General features: G+C 37.5%; 19 protein-coding genes. 18 read left to right on the top strand and 1 reads right to left on the bottom strand.

Going from position 1 to position 21,274, the window contains the following annotated elements:
• Nucleotides 1-24 precede the first annotated feature (24 nt).
• The 13 genes from J2Z26_RS06860 (at nt 25) to pyrE (ending at nt 13,830) form a co-directional block, all read left to right on the top strand.
• Complete coding sequence (locus J2Z26_RS06860) at nt 25-387, top strand: TraR/DksA family transcriptional regulator (protein WP_193536790.1); 363 nt, start codon at nt 25-27, stop codon at nt 385-387.
• A gap of 126 nt (nt 388-513) precedes the next feature.
• Nucleotides 514-981, top strand: a complete 468-nt coding sequence (lspA, locus tag J2Z26_RS06855; protein ID WP_193536788.1) for a signal peptidase II — start codon at nt 514-516, stop codon at nt 979-981.
• Entirely contained in the window at nt 978-1,892 is a 915-nt protein-coding gene (locus J2Z26_RS06850; protein WP_193536786.1) for an RluA family pseudouridine synthase, read from the top strand. Before lspA ends, J2Z26_RS06850 begins: the two co-directional genes overlap by 4 nt.
• Nucleotides 1,893-2,092: 200 nt before the next feature.
• The gene (pyrR, locus tag J2Z26_RS06845; protein WP_193536784.1) at nt 2,093-2,638 is read left to right on the top strand and encodes a bifunctional pyr operon transcriptional regulator/uracil phosphoribosyltransferase PyrR; all 546 of its coding nucleotides are present in this window, start codon (nt 2,093-2,095) and stop codon (nt 2,636-2,638) included.
• A gap of 192 nt (nt 2,639-2,830) precedes the next feature.
• A complete protein-coding gene (locus J2Z26_RS06840; protein WP_193536782.1) occupies nt 2,831-4,156 on the top strand; it encodes a solute carrier family 23 protein in 1,326 nt (441 codons plus the stop codon).
• Between the two features lie 166 nt (nt 4,157-4,322).
• Entirely contained in the window at nt 4,323-5,231 is a 909-nt protein-coding gene (locus J2Z26_RS06835) for an aspartate carbamoyltransferase catalytic subunit (protein WP_193536780.1), read from the top strand.
• Nucleotides 5,222-6,508: a dihydroorotase gene (locus J2Z26_RS06830; RefSeq protein WP_193536778.1), complete on the top strand. Its 1,287-nt coding sequence runs from the start codon at nt 5,222-5,224 to the stop codon at nt 6,506-6,508. The genes J2Z26_RS06835 and J2Z26_RS06830 overlap by 10 nt, the downstream gene beginning before the upstream one ends.
• Entirely contained in the window at nt 6,505-7,605 is a 1,101-nt protein-coding gene (locus J2Z26_RS06825; protein WP_193536776.1) for a carbamoyl phosphate synthase small subunit, read from the top strand. The genes J2Z26_RS06830 and J2Z26_RS06825 overlap by 4 nt, the downstream gene beginning before the upstream one ends.
• Nucleotides 7,590-10,802, top strand: coding sequence for a carbamoyl-phosphate synthase large subunit (carB, locus tag J2Z26_RS06820; protein ID WP_193536774.1), 3,213 nt, complete (start codon nt 7,590-7,592; stop codon nt 10,800-10,802). The genes J2Z26_RS06825 and carB overlap by 16 nt, the downstream gene beginning before the upstream one ends.
• Nucleotides 10,799-11,578 (top strand): dihydroorotate dehydrogenase electron transfer subunit, encoded by a 780-nt coding sequence (locus J2Z26_RS06815; protein WP_193536772.1) that lies wholly within the window; start codon nt 10,799-10,801, stop codon nt 11,576-11,578. The genes carB and J2Z26_RS06815 overlap by 4 nt, the downstream gene beginning before the upstream one ends.
• Nucleotides 11,575-12,516 carry a dihydroorotate dehydrogenase gene (locus J2Z26_RS06810; RefSeq protein WP_193536770.1) on the top strand — a complete coding sequence of 314 codons (942 nt, stop codon included), beginning with the start codon at nt 11,575-11,577 and terminating at the stop codon, nt 12,514-12,516. Before J2Z26_RS06815 ends, J2Z26_RS06810 begins: the two co-directional genes overlap by 4 nt.
• Entirely contained in the window at nt 12,488-13,204 is a 717-nt protein-coding gene (pyrF, locus tag J2Z26_RS06805; protein WP_193536768.1) for an orotidine-5'-phosphate decarboxylase, read from the top strand. Before J2Z26_RS06810 ends, pyrF begins: the two co-directional genes overlap by 29 nt.
• The gene (pyrE, locus tag J2Z26_RS06800; protein WP_193536766.1) at nt 13,201-13,830 is read left to right on the top strand and encodes an orotate phosphoribosyltransferase; all 630 of its coding nucleotides are present in this window, start codon (nt 13,201-13,203) and stop codon (nt 13,828-13,830) included. The genes pyrF and pyrE overlap by 4 nt, the downstream gene beginning before the upstream one ends.
• Nucleotides 13,831-14,486: 656 nt before the next feature.
• On the opposite strand, the gene J2Z26_RS06795 is transcribed toward pyrE, so the two are convergent.
• Entirely contained in the window at nt 14,487-16,196 is a 1,710-nt protein-coding gene (locus tag J2Z26_RS06795; protein ID WP_193536764.1) for an Rqc2 family fibronectin-binding protein, read from the bottom strand.
• 137 nt (nt 16,197-16,333) lie between these two features.
• Between J2Z26_RS06795 and J2Z26_RS06790 the strand changes: the two genes are divergently transcribed.
• From J2Z26_RS06790 to rpoZ, 5 genes are all read left to right on the top strand, one after another.
• Nucleotides 16,334-19,012: a calcium-translocating P-type ATPase, SERCA-type gene (locus J2Z26_RS06790; RefSeq protein ID WP_193536762.1), complete on the top strand. Its 2,679-nt coding sequence runs from the start codon at nt 16,334-16,336 to the stop codon at nt 19,010-19,012.
• A 161-nt stretch (nt 19,013-19,173) separates the two neighbouring features.
• Nucleotides 19,174-20,055: a YicC/YloC family endoribonuclease gene (locus J2Z26_RS06785; protein ID WP_193536760.1), complete on the top strand. Its 882-nt coding sequence runs from the start codon at nt 19,174-19,176 to the stop codon at nt 20,053-20,055.
• A 68-nt stretch (nt 20,056-20,123) separates the two neighbouring features.
• Nucleotides 20,124-20,387: an extracellular matrix/biofilm regulator RemA gene (remA, locus tag J2Z26_RS06780; RefSeq protein ID WP_193472720.1), complete on the top strand. Its 264-nt coding sequence runs from the start codon at nt 20,124-20,126 to the stop codon at nt 20,385-20,387.
• A 15-nt stretch (nt 20,388-20,402) separates the two neighbouring features.
• Nucleotides 20,403-21,017 carry a guanylate kinase gene (gmk, locus tag J2Z26_RS06775; RefSeq protein WP_193536758.1) on the top strand — a complete coding sequence of 205 codons (615 nt, stop codon included), beginning with the start codon at nt 20,403-20,405 and terminating at the stop codon, nt 21,015-21,017.
• 3 nt (nt 21,018-21,020) lie between these two features.
• On the top strand, nt 21,021-21,254 hold the full coding sequence (gene rpoZ, locus J2Z26_RS06770; protein ID WP_193536756.1) for a DNA-directed RNA polymerase subunit omega: 234 nt from the start codon (nt 21,021-21,023) through the stop codon (nt 21,252-21,254).
• The last annotated feature ends 20 nt before the right edge of the window (nt 21,255-21,274 follow it).

The following is a 21,274-nucleotide window of genomic DNA, read 5'->3' as shown; positions in this document are numbered from 1 at the left end:
AAAGCATTACAAGGAGGCGTTCGAATGAACGGTCAATATGCAGAGATTAAAGCAGAATTACTTATGATGAAAGACGAACTTCAAACAAGACTTTTTTCCCATTCCGCATATTATGAAATGAGTGCTGAATTAGGCTATGAAGGTGATAATAGTGAAAAAGAAAAAATTATCTTGCATCATGTAAAGGAAGATTTACAGGATGTTCAGTTAGCACTTTGGAAAATTGAAAATGGTAAGTATGGTGTCTGTGAGGAAACAGGAGAAGAGATTCCCCTTGAAAAATTAAATGTACTTCCAACTGCAAGAACGATTTACGATTTTGCTTATAGTTATTTTTATCAAAAAACCGCATATCCCCAAACGTATAATCCTCAATTAACACATTAACAGAAGTGAGTTTGTCACTTCTGTTTTTCATTGTACGGCGAAATTAAAAGGAACTTCATTGTATATGTGGACTAACTTATGCTAAAATTCTAAAGGTACATAAAATGTTAAGATGGGGGTTCATTTGTGATTTATTATTTAATCGCATTAGTCATTATTGTCTTTGATCAAATTACAAAATGGGCAATTGTTACATACATGTCACTTGGGGAAAGTATAACTGTAATTGAAAGTTTCCTTTACATTACTTCTCATAGGAATCGAGGGGCAGCCTGGGGTATATTACAAGGTCAAATGTGGTTTTTTTACATTATTACGGTAGTTGTAGTAATTATACTTATAACCTATATTCAAAAGCTTCCTAAAAATCAGCGTATAATGGGTTATGCATTGGGATTAATGCTGGGTGGAGCAATTGGTAATTTTATCGACCGTATTTTCCGAAAAGAAGTTGTAGATTTTATAAATACATACATTTTCACATACGATTTCCCTATTTTCAATATCGCAGACTCAGCATTAGTTGTAGGAGTCGGAATTATTCTAGTACTAACATTGTTTGAAGGGAAATTTAAAGAAGGAGAAAGTAAATGAATCAAATCGAGTTAACTATACAACAAGAACAACAGGGTGACCGCATTGATAAAGCAGTTTCTGCAATCAATAATGAATGGTCAAGAACTCAAGTACAACAATGGATTAAAGAGGGACAAGTTATAGTAAATGGAAAAGAAATAAAGCCTAACTATAAAGTAGCAGATGGGGATCAAATCATTATTACTATCCCAGATCCCGAAGAACTTGATGTTGTAGCAGAAGAAATGAATTTAGAGATTTACTATGAAGACAGTGATGTACTGGTTGTAAATAAACCAAGAGGGATGGTCGTTCATCCAGCACCCGGTCATTTGACAGGTACGTTAGTAAATGGGTTAATGGCACATTGTAAAGATCTTTCGGGTATTAATGGAGTGTTAAGACCAGGCATTGTGCACCGTATTGATAAAGACACGTCAGGTCTGCTTATGGTTGCAAAAAATGACTTGGCACATGAATCATTAGTAAATCAATTGGTCAAAAAAACAGTTACTCGAAAATATAAAGCTATTGTTCATGGTACTATTCCACATGACCATGGTACCATTGATGCGCCTATTGGAAGAGATAAAAGAGACCGCCAAAGTATGACAGTAACAGATGAAAATAGTAAAGAAGCGGTAACGCATTTTAATGTTATAGATCGTTTTAAAGATTTTACATTTGTTGAATGTCAATTAGAAACTGGGAGAACTCATCAAATTCGTGTTCATATGAAATACATTGGGTATCCACTAGCTGGTGACCCTAAATATGGTCCTAAGAAAACCTTGTCGATTGATGGGCAAGCCTTACATGCTGGAGTCTTAGGTTTTACCCATCCGAGGACGAATGAGTATTTGGAATTTGAAGCTCCTTTACCTGAAGAGTTTAAAAGCCTCCTGACTTTATTGAAAAATCGTAGTTGACAAATTTCGATTATTTTATTATGATATCTATAGTTAAATATGTACCTTTAACACAGTCCCGTGAGGCTGAGAAGGAAGCGGAGCAAGATAACAAATAGGATTGCTGTATCTATTTGTGTGCAAATCCAACCCCTCTCACCAATGGTGAGAGGGGTTTTTCCGTTTTCTTATTATACAATAAGAAATGTGAGGTGTAGAAAGTGGTACAGAAGGCTGTTTTGTTAGATGAACAAGCTATAAGAAGAGCACTTACTAGAATTGCTCATGAGATTATTGAACGAAATAAAGGTATTGAAGAATGTGTCCTTATTGGGATTAAAACAAGAGGGATTCATTTGGCCAAAAGATTAGCAGAACGAATTGAACAGATCGAAGGAAAACCAATACCAGTGGGTGATTTAGATATAACGTTATATCGAGATGACTTAACCACAAAGACAGAAAATCAAGAACCACTTGTTAAAGGCTCTGATATACCTGTGGACATTACAAACAAAAAAGTAATCCTTATTGATGATGTTTTATACACTGGAAGAACCGTAAGAGCAGCGCTTGATGCACTGATTGATATTGGCAGACCAGCGCATATTCAATTAGCTGTTTTAGTTGATAGAGGTCATCGTGAATTGCCAATTAGAGCTGATTTTGTAGGTAAGAACATACCAACATCAAATCTTGAAAAAATTATGGTAGAACTAACGGAAATTGATGGAAAAGATTTAGTTACAATACACGATAAAGAATAATTCCTTTTAAGCTAGTCCTGAGAGACTAACAAAGGTGGAGAAGTTAATTCTTGCTGTATAAAGCAGGGTTACATCACCTCTTTGTGTCTTAAAAGCCACGAAGAGGTTTTTTATTACCTCCACATTGAAACTAAACAAGCATGGATTAAATCACAAATAATAGAGACGATATATAATGAGGAGGAATTTAGAATGAGTACAAAAGAAGAAAAAGTACTTTTAGATGTAGAAGATGTTCCATCAATGGGTAAATGGTTACCTTTAAGCTTACAGCACCTTTTCGCGATGTTCGGTGCTACAATCTTGGTGCCGTACTTAGTAGGATTAAGTCCGGCAGTCGCATTAATTTCTAGTGGATTAGGTACAATTGCCTTCTTATTAATTACAAGAGGTCAAGTTCCAGCCTATCTTGGTTCTTCCTTCGCCTTTATTGCACCGATTATTGCAGCACAAACAGTAGATGGTCCGGGTGCAGCAATGGTAGGAAGCTTTCTTGCCGGTTTAGCATATGGTGTAGTTGCATTAATTATTAAAATGGCAGGATATAAATGGGTACTGAGAATTCTCCCTCCAGTAGTTGTTGGACCTGTAATCATAGTTATTGGACTAGGGTTAGCAAGTGTTGCAGTAGGTATGGCAATGTATGAAAATCCAGGTGCGCCAGCTGGAGAGCTAGTCTATAGTTCAAAACATCTTATTGTAGCGTTAGTTACACTCGCAATCACAATTGTAAGTGCGATCTTTTTTAGAGGATTCTTCGGTCTTATCCCTATACTTGTTGGGATTGTAGGTGGATATCTGTTCGCAAGCTTTATGGGTCTTGTAGATTTAACTGGAATTGCACAGGCTCCTTGGATCGCAGCACCAGATTTCTTAATTCCATTTGTAAGTTACACACCTACTATCTCGTGGGAGATCTTCTTACTAATGGTACCAGTTGCAATTGTAACAATCTCTGAACATATCGGGCACCAAATGGTTCTTGGAAATGTAGTAGGGAGAGACTATGTTAAAAAACCTGGTCTACACGTTTCAATTCTAGGAGACGGTGTGGCTACAATGATAGCAGCATTAATTGGTGGACCTCCTAATACAACGTATGGAGAAAACATTGGTGTACTTGCTATCACAAGAGTGTACAGCATCTTTGTAATTGCTGGTGCCGCAGTTATAGCGATATGCTTTGGATTTATTGGAAAAATAACTGCATTAATTAGCTCGGTTCCTACACCGGTAATGGGTGGGGTTTCAATCTTGCTATTCGGAATCATTGCTTCGTCAGGTTTGCGTATGCTAGTTGATGGTAAGATTGACTTTGGTCAAAAGCGTAACTTAATAATCTCTTCTGTTATCCTAGTAATTGGAATCGGTGGAGCATTCATTCATATCGGAGACAAGTTTGAACTACATGGAATGGCATTAGCTGCAATTCTAGGGATTATTCTAAATCTAGTGTTACCAGGAAAAGATCAAAATGGAGAAAATATAGATGAATTAGATAAAGATTCAGCTGCATAATATCACCTTTTAAAAAAGCACAGAGATGCTTCCAAGGGTGTGGTTAGTGGCGTAAGCAGGAAAGAACCAATTTCTGTTGCTTCGTCACGCGAAAAAGCCGCTTTTTACACACCCTGACTTAAAAATAGTCGGGGTGTTTTTTTTATAAAAGAATGGGGGATGGTCCATGAAGCACTTATTAAAAATGAATGAATTAACCATTGAAGAGATTGAACAAATACTAAGCGAGGCAGAACAATTCTCAAAAGGTGTGCAATGGATTTTACCTGAACAAACTTTCGTAGCCAATCTGTTTTTTGAGCCAAGTACACGAACAAAATTTAGCTTTGAAGTTGCTGAAAAAAAGCTTCACCTTGAAGTATTGAACTTTGAAGCAGAAACTTCAAGTGTTCAAAAAGGAGAAAGCTTGTACGATACAATTCGAACGTTAGAGTCCATTGGAACTAAGGCAGTAATTATTAGACATCCTGAAGACAACTATTTCGAGACACTTCGTGAAAAAGTAGGCATTCCTATTTTAAATGCAGGTGACGGGTGTGGTAATCATCCAACACAGTGCTTGTTAGATTTATTAACAATTAAACAAGAGTTTGCAAGGTTTGAAGGTTTGAAAGTAGCTATTATTGGTGATATTCGACATAGTAGGGTCGCTAGGTCAAATGCAGAAGCATTAACTAGGCTTGGAGCAGAAGTTGTTTTTTCTGGGCCGACTGAATGGCATGATCAATCGATTCCTTATGGTACATATGTCCATATTGACGAGGCGATTCAAACAGCTGATGTTGTCATGTTGTTAAGAATCCAGCACGAACGACATGGAGGAGCTACGGGAAAAAATGCTAAAGACTATCATGAACAATTTGGATTAACGGTTGAACGTGAGAAAAGGATGAAATCTAGCAGTATTATCATGCATCCAGCACCTTTTAATAGAGATGTAGAAATCGCAAGTGAATTAGTAGAATGTGAGCGTTCTAGAATCTTTAAGCAAATGGAAAATGGTGTATATATAAGAATGGCTGTTTTAAAAAGAGCATTACAATCTGTTCAAGGAGGGGCATTAGTATGTCAATAATCTTAACAAACGGTAAATGGATGAACACGAATGGTCAATTAGAAGAGGTTGAAATTAAAATGGCTGACGGCCATATCCTAGAGATCGGTACACAGTTAGAGCGGGAAGGCTTTGATGTAATTGATGTGGAAGGAAAGTTGATTGCTCCTGGATTTGTTGATCTACATGTCCACCTAAGAGAGCCAGGTGGAGAGCACAAGGAAACAATCGAAACAGGAACTCTTGCTGCAGCCAAAGGTGGTTTTACTACCATTGCAGCTATGCCAAATACAAGACCGGTTCCCGATACACAAGCACAAATGGAATGGCTCATGAATCGAATTGATGAAACATCTCATGTGAACGTGCTACCTTATGCAGCCATTACAACTAGGCAGCTTGGGGAAGAGATGACAGACATGGTAGCTCTGAAAAGTGCTGGTGCATTTGCCTTCACTGATGATGGTGTGGGTGTACAATCTGCAGCGATGATGCTACAAGCAATGAAAGAGGCCGCAAAAATTGATATGGCGATTGTCGCTCATTGTGAAGAAGATACTTTAATTAATAAAGGAAGCGTGCACGAAGGAGAATTTTCTCAAAAACATGGACTAAATGGCATTCCTTCTGTATGCGAATCAGTACACATTGCACGCGACGTTTTATTAGCAGAAGCAGCAGGTTGTCATTATCATGTATGTCATATCAGTACAAAGGAATCAGTTAGGGTTGTAAGAGATGCAAAAAAAGCTGGTATCCGTGTTACTGCTGAAGTATCACCACATCACTTATTACTATGTGACGAAGATATACCAGGATTAGATACAAACTTTAAAATGAATCCACCATTAAGAGGGAAGGATGATCGATCTGCACTTATTGAGGGATTATTAGATGGAACAATTGATTTTATTGCAACAGATCATGCACCTCATACAGAAGCTGAAAAGGCAGAGGGAATGAAGCTTGCGCCATTTGGAATTGTTGGTCTAGAAACTGCATTCCCGCTACTTTATACACATTTTGTTGAATCTGGAATTATAACTTTAAAACAGTTAATCGACTACTTAACGTCTAAGCCATCAGACACCTTCAAACTTCCATATGGAAAAATAGAGGTTGGAACTAAAGCTGATATAACAATCGTTGATTTACATCAAGAGGAAGAAATTAATCCAAGTACATTCCTATCAAAAGGTAAAAACACACCATTTGCAGGGTGGAAATGCAAGGGATGGCCAGTAATGACATTTGTAAATGGTAAACGAGTTTGGGAGAAGGGGAGTGTTACAGTATGAAGCGTCAATTAATTTTAGAGGATGGGACAATATTTATAGGTACAGGTTTTGGTAGTGAGGTTCAGTCAATCGGTGAGGTTGTATTTAATACAGGTATGACAGGCTACCAAGAGATTCTTTCGGATCCTTCTTACTGTGGGCAAATTGTTACCTTAACTTATCCACTAGTCGGAAATTATGGAATTAATCGTGATGACTTTGAATCGATTACGCCAGCCATTCAAGGTTTTATTGTGAAAGAAGTATGTGACCATCCATCTAACTTTAGAAGCCAATCATCATTAGATGAATTTTTTAAAGCAAAAAATATTCCAGGATTAGCCGGGATAGATACTAGGAAATTAACAAGAATTATTCGTCAACACGGTACGTTAAAAGGTGCTATTTGTGGCATGGATGTTAATGTTGAAGAGGTTGTTGCATCACTTCAAACTGTAAGTTTACCAACCGATCAAGTAAAACAAGTATCAACAAAAAGTGCCTATCCAAGTCCTGGCCGTGGTCATCGTGTAGTCCTAGTAGATTTTGGAATGAAGCATGGTATTTTGCGAGAACTAAACAAACGTAACTGTGATGTAATTGTAGTTCCTTATAATGTGACAGCAGAAGAGGTTCTTCGTTTAAGCCCAGATGGGATTATGCTAAGTAATGGCCCTGGAGACCCGAAGGATGTTCCAGAAGCAATTGAGATGATTAATGGTGTACTTGGTAAGGTTCCTCTGTTTGGAATATGCCTTGGCCATCAATTGTTTGCACTTGCTGGCGGAGCTGATACTGAAAGATTAAAATTTGGGCATCGTGGGTCAAATCACCCTGTTAAAGATTTAGCAACTGGTAAGGTTGCGATCACTTCACAGAACCATGGCTACACTGTAAATGAGGAGTCATTAAACAACACAAGATTAACAGTAACCCACAAAGCATTAAATGATGGAACAATTGAAGGATTAAAGCATTTGGACTACCCAGCATTCACTGTGCAATACCACCCTGAAGCATCACCTGGTCCAGAGGATGCAAACCATTTATTTGATCAATTTATAGACATGATTAAAACATCTAAGAAAGTAGGGGAAGAAGTATGCCAAAACGCGTAGACATTAATAGTATTCTTGTAATAGGTTCAGGACCAATCGTAATCGGTCAAGCGGCAGAGTTTGACTATGCGGGAACACAAGCGTGTGTAGCATTAAAAGAAGAAGGCTATAAAGTCATTTTGGTAAACTCTAACCCGGCAACAATTATGACAGATACAGAAATAGCAGATAAAGTGTATATCGAGCCATTAACGTTAGAATTTGTAAGTCGAATTATTCGTAAAGAACGACCTGATGCACTATTACCAACACTTGGAGGTCAAACTGGTCTTAATATGGCAGTTGAGCTTGCGAAATCAGGTGTGTTAGATGAGTGCGGAGTAGAGATTCTTGGTACTAAGCTTTCATCCATTGAACAAGCAGAGGACAGAGACTTATTTCGTACGTTGATGAACACGTTAAATGAGCCAGTTCCTGAAAGTGAGATTATTCATTCTCTTGATGAAGCATTTGCTTTCGTTGAAAGTGTTGGATATCCCGTAATTGTCCGTCCTGCCTATACATTAGGTGGAACTGGTGGTGGAATCTGTAGTGATGAAGAAGAACTTATTGAGATTGTCACAAGTGGATTAAAAAGTAGTCCAGTAACCCAATGTTTGCTTGAAAAGAGTATTGCTGGTTTTAAAGAGATTGAATATGAGGTTATGAGAGATTCGGCAGATAACGCAATCGTTGTGTGTAATATGGAAAACATTGATCCAGTCGGTGTGCATACCGGTGACTCAATCGTAGTAGCACCTAGCCAAACCATGAGTGATAGAGAGTACCAGATGTTACGTAATACATCACTGAAAATCATAAGAGCATTAGGAATTGAAGGTGGATGTAACGTTCAGCTTGCATTAGATCCGTACAGCTTTAACTATTACATCATAGAGGTTAATCCTCGTGTAAGCCGATCTTCTGCTTTAGCGTCCAAGGCAACAGGCTATCCAATTGCAAAATTAGCTGCAAAAATTGCGGTAGGCCTAACGCTTGACGAGATGATTAACCCAGTAACTGGGAAGACGTATTCATGCTTCGAACCAGCACTTGATTATATCGTTACAAAAATTCCTCGCTGGCCATTTGATAAATTTGAATCTGCTAACCGCAGACTTGGAACACAAATGAAGGCAACTGGAGAGGTAATGGCCATCGGTAGAAACTTTGAAGAATCTATTCTTAAGGCAGTTCGCTCTTTAGAATCAAATATTTATCACCTAGAACTAAAGGATGCTGCTTTAATTGGTGATGAAATTATTGAAAAACGTATTCGTAAAGCCGGAGATGAGCGCTTATTCTATATCGCTGAAGCATTACGACGTGGAATTACAATTGAGACCATTCACGAGTGGAGTGAAATTGATCTATTTTTCTTGCAAAAAATTGATAACATCATTCGTTTTGAATCTACAATCGTAGAGAATATCTTTGATATTGATGTATTATTACAAGCAAAAAGAATGGGCTTTGCAGACATAGCAATCTCTAAGCTCTGGAATTGTGAAGAGCGCGAAGTCTATGAATTCCGTAAACAGGCTGGTCTAATGCCAGTATATAAAATGGTAGATACGTGTGCAGCTGAGTTTGAATCATCTACACCTTATTATTACGGTACGTATGAGGATGAAAATGAATCGATTGTAACAGAGCGTGAAAGTGTTGTTGTACTCGGTTCAGGACCAATCCGTATTGGCCAAGGAATTGAATTTGACTATGCAACGGTTCATTCAGTTTGGGCGATAAAAGAAGCGGGATACGAGGCAATCATCGTTAATAATAATCCTGAAACAGTATCTACAGACTTTTCTATCTCAGATAAGCTATACTTTGAACCTCTAACAATAGAAGATGTAATGCACATCATTGATCTAGAGCAACCAATGGGTGTAGTCGTACAATTCGGTGGTCAAACGGCTATTAATCTAGCAAGTGAGTTATCAGCGAGAGGAGTTAAGATTCTTGGTACGTCTCTAGAAGACATGGACCGTGCAGAGGACCGTGATAAGTTTGAGCAAACACTAACAACTCTAGGTGTTCCTCAGCCAAAAGGAAAGACAGCAACGTCTGTTGAAGAAGCGGTTGTTATTGCAGAGTCAATTGGTTATCCAGTATTAGTTCGTCCATCTTATGTTCTAGGTGGTCGTGCAATGGAGATTGTTTATCAAACTGAGGAACTTTTACATTACATGGAGAATGCTGTAAATATAAATCCTCAGCATCCTGTATTGATTGACCGCTACCTAATTGGAAAAGAAATTGAGGTAGATGCAATTTCTGATGGAGAAACGGTACTAGTTCCAGGAATCATGGAGCATATCGAGCGAGCAGGGGTTCACTCAGGAGATTCAATCGCAGTATACCCTCCACAGAGTCTATCAGACGAGATTAAGAAACAAATTGTAGAATACACAATATCTTTAGCAAAAGGTTTAAAAATAAAAGGGTTACTAAATATTCAGTTTGTTATTTCTAAGGGTGAAGTACTTGTTCTTGAGGTAAATCCAAGATCAAGTAGAACAGTTCCTTTCTTAAGTAAGATAACTGGAGTTCCGATGGCTAATATCGCTACAAAGGTTATTTTAGGAACTAGTTTACTAGATTTAGGGTATACAACAGGACTTTATCCTGAAAGTGAAGGTGTTTATGTAAAAGCTCCAGTATTCTCTTTTGCAAAGCTACGAGGTGTAGACATTACACTTGGGCCTGAGATGAAATCGACAGGAGAGGTAATGGGGAAAGATTCTACTTTAGAAAAAGCCCTTTACAAAGCCCTTGTTGCTTCAGGTTATAAAATTCCGACATATGGTTCAGTATTACTAACTGTTGCAGATAAGGATAAGGAAGAAGCATTAGACATTGCAAAACGTTTCCATACAATAGGCTATCGAATCTTAGCAACAAGTGGGACAGCTAGCTATTTAAGTCAAGCAAACATTCCAGTCCAAATTGTTAACAAGATTGGTGCAGAAAAGCCAAGCTTACTAGATGTAATCCGTAAAGGGGAAGCGCAATTCGTAATCAATACCCTTACCAAAGGAAAGCAACCAGCCCGCGATGGATTTAGAATCCGTCGTGAGTCAGTTGAGAATGGTGTTGCTTGTTTAACTTCACTAGATACAGCGAAAGCAATATTAAGAGTGTTAGAATCTATGACTTTTTCAGCAGAATCAATGGCAACGCATGCTAAAAAACCTGAGGTGATTTACTCATGATTAAAAAAGAGCTAATGAGCGTAGTTAGTCAGAAGCAAATCGCTGAAAACATCTTTGAAATAACACTTGAAGGCTCTCTAGTATCTGAAATGAACGAGCCTGGACAGTTTGTTCATGTTAAGGTAACTGGTGGAACAGAGCCATTACTACGCCGACCAATTAGCATCGCAAATATTGATCAAGCAAAGAACCAATTTACGATGATTTATCGAAAGGAAGGACTCGGAACACGAGTCCTTTCTGAAAAAGTCTCAGGAGAGTTAGTGGATGTATTAGGACCTCTAGGTAATGGATTTCCTGTTGAAGCTACAGCAAAAGGGGAAACCGCCCTTTTAGTAGGTGGTGGAATTGGAGTACCACCTTTATACGAGTTGGCCCAACGTTTAGTTAGTAGAGGCGTAAATGTTGTAAGTGTATTAGGATTTCAAACGAAAAGTGCCGTGTTTTACGAGGAGAAATTCTCATTACTAGGAGAAACATTTATTGCCACTGTTGACGGCTCATATGGTACAAAAGGCTTTGTCACAGATGTAATTGACCAAAACGGTATTCTATTTGATTCTCTCTATTCCTGTGGTCCTACAATGATGTTAAAGGCAATTGAACAAAGATATTCACAAAAAAGAGCATTTATTTCACTTGAGGAGCGAATGGGTTGTGGAGTGGGTGCATGTTTTGCATGCGTTTGTCATCTGCAAAACGACCCAACAGGTTTTACCTATAAAAAGGTATGTAGTGACGGTCCAGTATTCAAGGTAGGAGAGGTGGTACTATGAGCAGATTACAAATCGAACTTCCAGGTCTAACACTAAAGAATCCTATTATGCCTGCATCTGGGTGCTTTGGATTTGGCAAAGAATACGCAAAATTTTACGATTTGAGTCTGTTGGGTGCCATTATGATTAAAGCAACTACACTCGAACCGAGGTTTGGTAATCCAACACCTCGTGTAGCAGAAACAACTTCTGGAATGTTAAATGCAATTGGATTACAAAATCCAGGCTTAGAGAAGGTTATGTCTGAGGAATTACCCTGGTTAGAACAGTATGATGTTCCAATCATTGCAAATGTAGCAGGTTCTCAGGTAGAAGATTATGTGGAGGTTGCAAAGCAAATTTCTAAAGCACCCAACGTAAAAGCACTTGAGTTAAATATCTCTTGCCCTAATGTTAAAACTGGTGGAATTGCGTTTGGAACGATTCCTGAGGTAGCTGCAGAACTGACAAAACAAGTCAAAAACGTCTCTGAGGTTCCAGTTTATGTAAAGCTATCTCCAAATGTATCAAACATTGTATCGATGGCTAAAGCAGTAGAAGAAGCTGGTGCAGATGGTTTAACAATGATTAATACGTTAATCGGGATGAGAATCAATCTTAAAACAGGTGAACCAATTCTTTCAAATAAAACAGGCGGTCTTTCTGGACCAGCCATTAAACCTGTTGCTATTCGCATGATTTATGAAGTAAGCCAGGCAGTATCGATTCCGATAATAGGTATGGGTGGCGTACAGTCAGCTGAAGATGTTATTGAATATTTTTACGCTGGAGCGAGTGCAGTTGCAGTTGGAACAGCCAACTTTGTTGATCCATTTGTTTGTCCTTCAATTATTGACGAACTTCCAAATCTACTAGATGAACTTAAGATTGATCATATTTCTGAGTGTATTGGAAGGAGCTGGGGAAAGCGTGCAAAGACCATTAATTATAGCTCTTGATTTTCCAAGTAGCGTAGAAGTAAATACATTCTTAACTAAGTTTGAAGAAGAAAAGCTTTTTGTCAAAGTTGGCATGGAGCTTTTCTATCAAGAAGGACCTAGCATTATTTATAGCTTAAAAGAGAAAGGTCACTCGGTTTTCCTTGATTTAAAACTACACGATATACCGAATACAGTAGGATCTGCAATGAAGGGGATCGCCCGTTTAGGTGTTGACATTATTAATGTTCATGCTGCTGGTGGAAGTGCAATGATGAACTCTGCAATTGAGGGATTAGAAGCGGGCACACATGCAGGACAAAAAAGACCTATGTGTATCGCTGTTACACAGCTGACCAGTACTACTGAACAAGTGATGAACGATGAAATTTGGATTAGCAAGAGTCTAGATGACACGGTACTACATTATGCTTCAATGGCTAAAAGAAGTGGACTAGATGGAGTGGTGTGTTCTTCTTTAGAAGTGCCTAGGCTAATTGAGAACATTGGTGAAGATTTTGTAACAGTTACACCGGGTATTAGACTTGCAACTGATGAGGTTGGTGATCAAGCAAGGGTAGTAACTCCTGAAAAAGCAAGGCTGCTTGGATCAAGAGCCATCGTTGTAGGAAGAAGCATCACGAAGGCAGAGCAACCATTGGAAGCCTATCATCGCATTAATGCTGATTGGGAAGGGGTAACAGTATGAAAAAACAAATTGCAGCAAATTTATTAGAGGCAGGAGCAGTATTTTTACAACCTAATGATCCATTTACTTGGTCATCAGGAATAAAATCCCCTATCTATTGTGATAACCGCCTCACGCTATCATTTCCTACTGTTCGTAAGGAAATTGCCAAAGGGTTAGCTGGGCTGATAGAAACACATTTTAAAGATGTAGAGGTAATTGCAGGGACCGCAACGGCTGGAATTCCACATGCAGCTTGGGTAAGTGATCTTTTAAATCAACCAATGTGTTATGTTCGCAGTAAACCAAAAGGACACGGTAAAGGAAAACAAATCGAAGGTAAGGCTGAACCTGGCCAAAAAGTAGTAGTTGTAGAGGACTTAATCTCAACAGGTGGCAGTGCGATCACGGCTGTAGAAGCACTAAGAGAAGCTGGTTGTGAAGTACTTGGCGTCGTTGCCATCTTTACATACGGCCTAGAAACAGGACTTACTAGACTTGCAGAAGCAAATATCGAAGCCTATTCTTTAAGTGACTTTACAACATTATCAGAAGTTGCCTTAGAAAAAGGTGTAATATCCAGTGAAGACTTAGCTAGACTAGAAAACTGGAGAAAAGACCCTTCTGATGAAAGCTGGATTAAATAGTAAGTAAAAAGGGTCTGTCATTAAATGGAGTGCAAAATCATAAATAACAGTACAAATAATGTAGGAAAAGCATGGTGATTAGCAATTTAATCATCATGCTTTTTCGCTTCTTAATATTATCTGTCAGGAGACCAGACAAGCACCCGATTTGATAAATAGACGGAAAAATTCCGCTTAAATAGAAAATACCATTGAAAATTGCTTCAATAGACGGAGAGATTCCGCCTATTAACTCAAAAAACATGAAAATAGGGGATTTTGCTTGGCATAACCGGAAAACCTCCCCTTATTTAGCCTCAAAAGAGCTCTATTTTGAATTTAACCGGATAATCTCCTTTTATTTTAACTATCGCTGGTTGCTTAAATAAGGGAAAGTCAGCTAATTGGTAAGGGGTACTATTCAAAAAGTGAAATCAAATTGAACATAGTATTAACAACCTATTAGCATATAAACTAACAGCATGAGAATAATCATTCACACATTGCTATATTGTATGCTAATTACAGTGTTAATTCTCAAGTGAAATTGTCATAAACCTTGTTATACCAATTAAAAATAGCATGCTAAATCATATGTGATTTAACATGCTATGCGAGTTGTTTTTTTGTTATGCACTCCAAAAGAGAACCCATTATATTTAATGACAGACCACTTTTTATTTCTTCATTTTTATCACTAGTTCTTCATCAGGTGAAACATATACAGTTTGCTGATTGTCATAAATCACATAGCCTGGCTTAGCACCACTTGGCTTTTTCACATGGCGAATAAGAGTGAAATCAACAGGTACAGAAGAAGAGTTTTTAGCTTTACTAAAATAAGCAGCTAAATTGGCAGCTTCTAGAATCGTCTGTTCTGACGGAGTTTTACTACGAATAACAACATGCGAGCCTGGAATATCCTTCGTATGTAACCACACATCATCTCTCGCAGCTAAACGATTTGTTAAAAACTCATTCTGTTTATTATTCTTTCCAACTAGGATCTCAGTGCCGTCTGTTGCCATGTATTGTTCAATAACTGGTTTTTGTGGCTTATTTTTCTTCGTTCCTTTTTTTCCTCTTGCTCGTAAATAACCTTCTTCTGTTAATTCCTCTCGTATTTCTTGGAGGTCCCTAGGTGAAGCAGATTCAATTTGTTGAAATAATGTTTCAAAATAGATAACCTCTTCGTATGCTTTTTCAATTTGCTCCTTTACCACAGAGACAGATTTCTTTGCTTTTTGGTATTTAGAAAAAAAGCTTTGCGCATTTTCAGAAGGTGATTTTTGTGGATCTAATTCGATTAACATGGTTTCATTGTTTTCGTTGTAATAGTTTATAACTTCAACTTGTTTTTGTCCCCGACTGATCGCGTAGAGGTTTGCAGTTATTAGTTCTCCACGAATTTGATATTTATCTGCTTTTTCAGCATCAGTTAATGTTGCTTCAAGCTTTTTTATTTTCTTTTTATTTTTATTAAGCTCATTTGTAATAAAACGTTCTAGGTCGTTCCCTTGCTGTTTTACTCGGTCTCTCTCTGCTTTACCATAATAATAGCGATCTAAAAGTTCACTTACTGTTGAGAAATATTGAGACTCTCCTCCCAGATGAGAGAGGGTAAGGATGTAAAACAAATCTTTGGTACCATATTTAGTGATTTGTGGCTGAAATGCGTTGTCCTGTACATCCTTAATTACAGAAAGGAATGAAGCAGGTAGTGTCTTACGATTCGCTAACCCCGCTCGATAGACAATTTCTTTTGCAAGGATTGGTGAAATACCTTCAAATTTGTTTACAATTTGTTCGCTAAGTTTACCTGCATTAAAGTCAATTTTTCTTAAGAAATGGTCCTCATCGACATTGAAGGGGTTCATTTTCTCTTGTGCTGGTGGTGAAACATAGCTATGCCCTGGGAGTATCGTTCGATGTCGATTAACAGCAGGAGAGATATGCTTAATGCTATCCAAAATAACTTGTTTGTCGCGGTCAACCAGGATGATATTACTATGTCTACCCATTATTTCGATGTAAAGTTGCTTGTAAGAGATGTCACCAATTTCGTTTCTACTTTTTAGAGTAAAAACAATGATTCTATCCAATCCCACTTGGGAGATATCCTCAATGATACTTCCTTCTATGTGCTTTCGTAATAGCATGCAAAACATTGGTGGTTCACTTGGATTATCGTAGGTTCCGTCTGTTAAGTGAATTCTAGCATAGCTTGGATGAGCAGATAATAGTAGTTTTTGATTCATACCATTTGCTCTAATTTGGAATATCAGTTCATTTTTATATGGTTGATAAATCTTTGAAATACGACCACTTTCAAGTGTGGTTTTTAGTTCATTTGTTATTGCGTATGTAAATATGCCATCAAAGGACATAGCAAAGCCCCATTTCTACTTTTATCTGTAAAACACTCTATAAAAGTATAGCATTTTTTTGGACGAGGCTGAATAAGCTTTTGATAGAGATTTATTCAACATAGAAAAGTTTTAGTTGAGGGGTGTGTGGTAGCTGAATGAAATGGTATGAAATGCGAAGCGAAGAAGTTGAACAAACAGTTAACACTAATTTTCAGGAAGGCTTATCAGATAAAGAAGTCCAGCAAAGGCAAAAGCAATTAGGCTTTAATGAACTTAAAGAGGCTGATCGACCTTCTGCGTTTCTTGTGTTTTTAGAGCAATTTAAGGATTTTATGGTCATTGTGTTATTAGCCGCAACATTAATTTCGGGGCTTTTAGGTGAATATTTAGACGCGATTGCAATTATGGCTATTGTCCTATTAAATGGAGTACTAGGTTTTATACAAGAACGTAAAGCAGAGAAGTCTCTTCATGCACTTAAAGAATTGTCCGCGCCACAAGTATTTGCCCTAAGAAATAAACAATGGGTAAAAGTTCCTTCAAAGGAAGTAGTTCCAGGCGATATTCTTAAGTTCACAAGTGGCGACCGAATAGGTGCAGATCTTCGGATTATTGAATCTAAGAGCTTAGAAATTGAAGAATCTGCCTTAACTGGTGAATCTGTCCCTGTTGCTAAGTTTGTGCAACCTATATCTGGTGACAATGTTAATATTGGTGACCAAGAAAATATGGCTTTCATGGGAACAATGGTAACGAGAGGAAGCGGTGTAGGTGTCGTTGTAGGTACGGGTATGAACACAGCAATGGGACAAATTGCTGATTTACTTCAATCTGCTGAAACGATGATCACTCCATTACAACGGAAGCTTGAACAATTGGGGAAAATTTTGATAACAGTAGCATTACTGTTAACTGCATTGGTTGTTCTTGTTGGAGTCATTCAAGGACATGATATTTATACAATGTTTCTCGCTGGGGTATCATTAGCGGTTGCTGCAATACCAGAAGGTTTACCTGCAATTGTAACAGTTGCTCTTTCTTTAGGTGTACAACGAATGATAAAGAAAAAATCAATTGTTCGAAAGCTTCCTGCAGTCGAAACACTAGGTTGTGCTTCTGTTATTTGTTCAGATAAGACAGGGACATTAACACAAAATAAAATGACGGTTACTCATCTATGGTCTGGTGGATCTACCTGGCAAGTAAGTGGTACGGGCTATGACCCAAGTGGTCGTTTTCATAAAGGTGACTCCGAAGTCCAGCCAAGGAATGAAAGAGCACTTCATCAAATATTAACATTTGGAGTTCTCTGTAATAATGCCGAATTAAAATTAAAGGATAAAGAATACATTGTGGATGGAGATCCAACTGAGGGTGCTTTAGTCGTAGCGGGACTAAAAGCAGGTTTATCTAGGGAAAGTATTCAAAAAGAATTTACGATTATTCACGAGTTTCCGTTTGATTCCTCAAGAAAAATGATGAGTGTGATTGTAGAGGATAAGAGTGGCAAACAATTTGTAGTTACAAAAGGTGCACCAGATGTATTGTTAAAGGTGAGTGGCTCGATTTTATGGGATAACAAACAGCAATTTTTATCTGATAAATATGAAACAGAAGTTCAACATGCGATTGATCAATTAGCTGGCCAGGCTTTAAGAACCATTGCAATAGGTTTCAAACCAATACAACCTGGTCAAAAAATTATAAATGAATTTGAAGCCGAAAAGGATTTAACTTTTATCGGTCTTCAAGGGATGATTGATCCACCACGCCCTGAAGTAAAGGATGCAGTAAAAGAATGTAAACAAGCTGGAATTAAAACAATCATGATTACAGGTGACCATGTAATAACCGCCAAAGCAATAGCTACACAGCTTGGCATTCTTCCTATGGGAGGAAAAGTTATCGATGGAAATACCCTTTCCATGATGTCAGTAGAAGAGTTAGAAGAGGTTGTAGACGATGTTTATGTGTTCGCAAGAGTCTCACCTGAACATAAGCTTAAAATTGTTAAGGCTCTTCAAAAGAAAGGTCATATTGTTGCAATGACTGGTGACGGCGTGAATGATGCACCTGCTATCAAAGCTTCTGATATCGGTATTGCAATGGGAATTACAGGTACAGATGTAGCAAAAGAAGCATCCTCTCTTGTTCTTCTTGATGATAATTTTGCAACGATAAAGGCTGCTATTAAAGAAGGACGAAATATCTATGAAAATATTAGAAAGTTCATCAGATACCTACTAGCCTCAAATGTTGGAGAAATATTAGTCATGCTTTTTGCAATGCTATTGGCACTTCCATTGCCTTTAGTTCCTATTCAAATCCTATGGGTGAATCTTGTAACTGATGGCCTACCTGCGATGGCTTTGGGACTAGATCAAGCAGAGGATAATGTAATGAGAAGAAAGCCACGTAACCCAAGGGAAGGTGTGTTTGCACGCGGTTTAGGTTGGAAGGTCATTAGTAGGGGTTTTCTAATTGGTATCGTAACTCTCATTGCCTTTATGATTGTGTATGATCGAAATCCAAATAACCTAGGATATGCTCAAACCATTGCATTTGCGACATTAGTATTAGCACAACTTATACATGTGTTTGATTGTCGTAGTGAAAGGTCTGTGTTTGACAGAAATCCGTTTGAAAATAAATATTTAGTTTGGGCAGTCATTTCTTCTATTGTCCTAATGCTAGTTGTTATCTACTATCCACCATTACAACCTATCTTCCACACACAATCTATTATTTTACAAGATTGGTTATTAATTATTGGATTATCGGCAGTTCCAACATTTTTACTAGCAGGTACACTTTTAACAAGAAAAAGAAAATAATATATGTTATAATCCAAAAGGTAGTAGAGATATCCTCTATTACCTTTTTTTAGTGTGTACATATCAATTCCTCTGTAATTAGCTATTTTACCTGAGAAAAAAGATAGTATACTTAAAGGGGATTTCGTTACACGTTTAATGAAAGAAATGGATGTGATGAAATGATTGTAAGTATGACAGGCTTTGGCTATGCACGAAATGAATCTAATCCACTGTCAGTGACAGTTGAAATGAAATCGGTTAACCACCGTTTCTGTGAAATTTCAGTGCGAATGCCTAGACAATTAAGTATAATAGAAGATAAAATAAAAAAAGTTATTGGTCAATATGTTGGACGTGGACGCATTGAAGTTTTCATTACAATAGAAGGCGAAGGCCTAAGCAAAAAATCCTTGATAATTGATTGGTCTTTAGTAGACAGTTATTACGAAAGCTTAAAACACGCCAAGGAAAAATATTCTTTAAACGATGAAATTACCTTAAATCAGTTATTTCGTGTAAATGACATCATTTCCATAGATGAAGAAGAAACTGAAAACGAACAATTGAAGGAAATCGTATTAGAAGTAGTTCAAAATGCAGCGAGAGAACTTAAGCAAATGCGAATAAATGAGGGGGAAAAACTTCTTATTGACATTACCTCTTATCTTAAAGAAATTGAAAAATGTACATACACAATTGCTCAACTAGCTCCTACCGTTGTAGAACAGTTTCGTGAAAAGATAACAAGGCGTGTAAATGAATACATAAATGGTGTTGTTGAAGAAGACAGACTTTTGGCGGAAGTATCGTTATATGCTGAGAAAATTGACATAAGTGAAGAATTAACAAGAATTAAAAGTCATATTCAGCAATTTCTTGATACCCTTCGTAATGTCGAAAACCAAGTGGTTGGTAGAAAGCTTGATTTTCTCGTTCAAGAAATGAATCGCGAAATTAATACAATCGGTGCAAAAGGGAATGATAGTGCCATCGCAAGACAGGTAGTTGAAGTTAAGAGTTTATTAGAAAAAATAAAGGAACAAGTCCAAAATATAGAATAATCTAAAAAGAATGGTTACGAAATGGTGGTCACGGTAAAAATAGAAGTGTGACATTAGGGGGAGCATTCATGAGTATAAAGTTAATAAACATTGGGTTTGGGAATATTGTTTCAGCTAATAGGATTATCTCGATCGTAAGCCCTGAATCTGCTCCAATTAAAAGGATTGTACAGGATGCCAGAGATCGTGGGATGCTGATTGATGCTACATATGGAAGAAGAACACGTGCTGTTATTGTGATGGATAGTGATCATGTTATATTATCCGCTGTCCAACCTGAAACTGTTGCACAAAGACTTTCAAATAAAGATGATTTATCTGATGAAGGGTAGGATTGGTTTACTATTATGAATGAAAGAGGTTTACTTATAGTTCTTTCAGGACCTTCGGGCGTTGGAAAGGGAACAGTAAGAAAAGAGATTTTCGAACAACCGGATACGAAATTTCAGTATTCAATATCAATGACAACGAGAAAGCCACGTGAGGGTGAAGTAGATGGTATTGATTACTTCTTTAAGTCACGTGAAGAATTCGAACGATTAATTGCCGAAGGAAAGCTTTTAGAATGGGCTGAATTCGTTGGTAATTATTACGGAACCCCAATTGAATATGTTGAAAAGACACTTCAAGAAGGAAAAGATGTTTTCTTAGAAATTGAAGTTCAAGGTGCACTTCAGGTTCGTAAAGCGTTCCCAGAAGGATTATTTATTTTTTTAATGCCACCAAGCTTAGGTGAGCTTAAAAATAGAATTGTTACAAGAGGTACCGAATCAGAAGATATTATTAATGATCGAATGAGAGTGGCAAAAGAAGAGATTGAAATGATGGATGCCTACGATTATGTTGTTGAAAATGACAGAATTGAGAATGCCTGTAATCGTATTAAAGCCATTGTTACAGCGGAACATTGCCGTCGAGATCGAGTTGCAATACGATATAAAAAAATGCTGGAGGTAGAATAAACTATGTTATACCCATCGATTGATTCATTAATGACTAAGGTAGATTCAAAATATATTTTAGTAACAGTTGCGTCAAAGAGAGCTCGTAAAATGCAAGAAAATAAGGATCAAAAAATTGAAAAGCCACGCTCACATAAATTTGTAGGAAAAGCATTAGAAGAAATCCATGCTGGTATTTTACATTATTCTACTGAGGCTAAGGTTGAATCAGATACTACGCCTACTACTAATGCATAGAAGATGTTAGAACTTAAATG

Origin of the sequence: Cytobacillus luteolus (genome assembly GCF_017873715.1) — a bacterium.
GTDB lineage: Bacteria > Bacillota > Bacilli > Bacillales > Bacillaceae_L > Bacillus_BV > Bacillus_BV luteola.
This window is presented reverse-complemented; position numbering and strand designations above follow the sequence as displayed.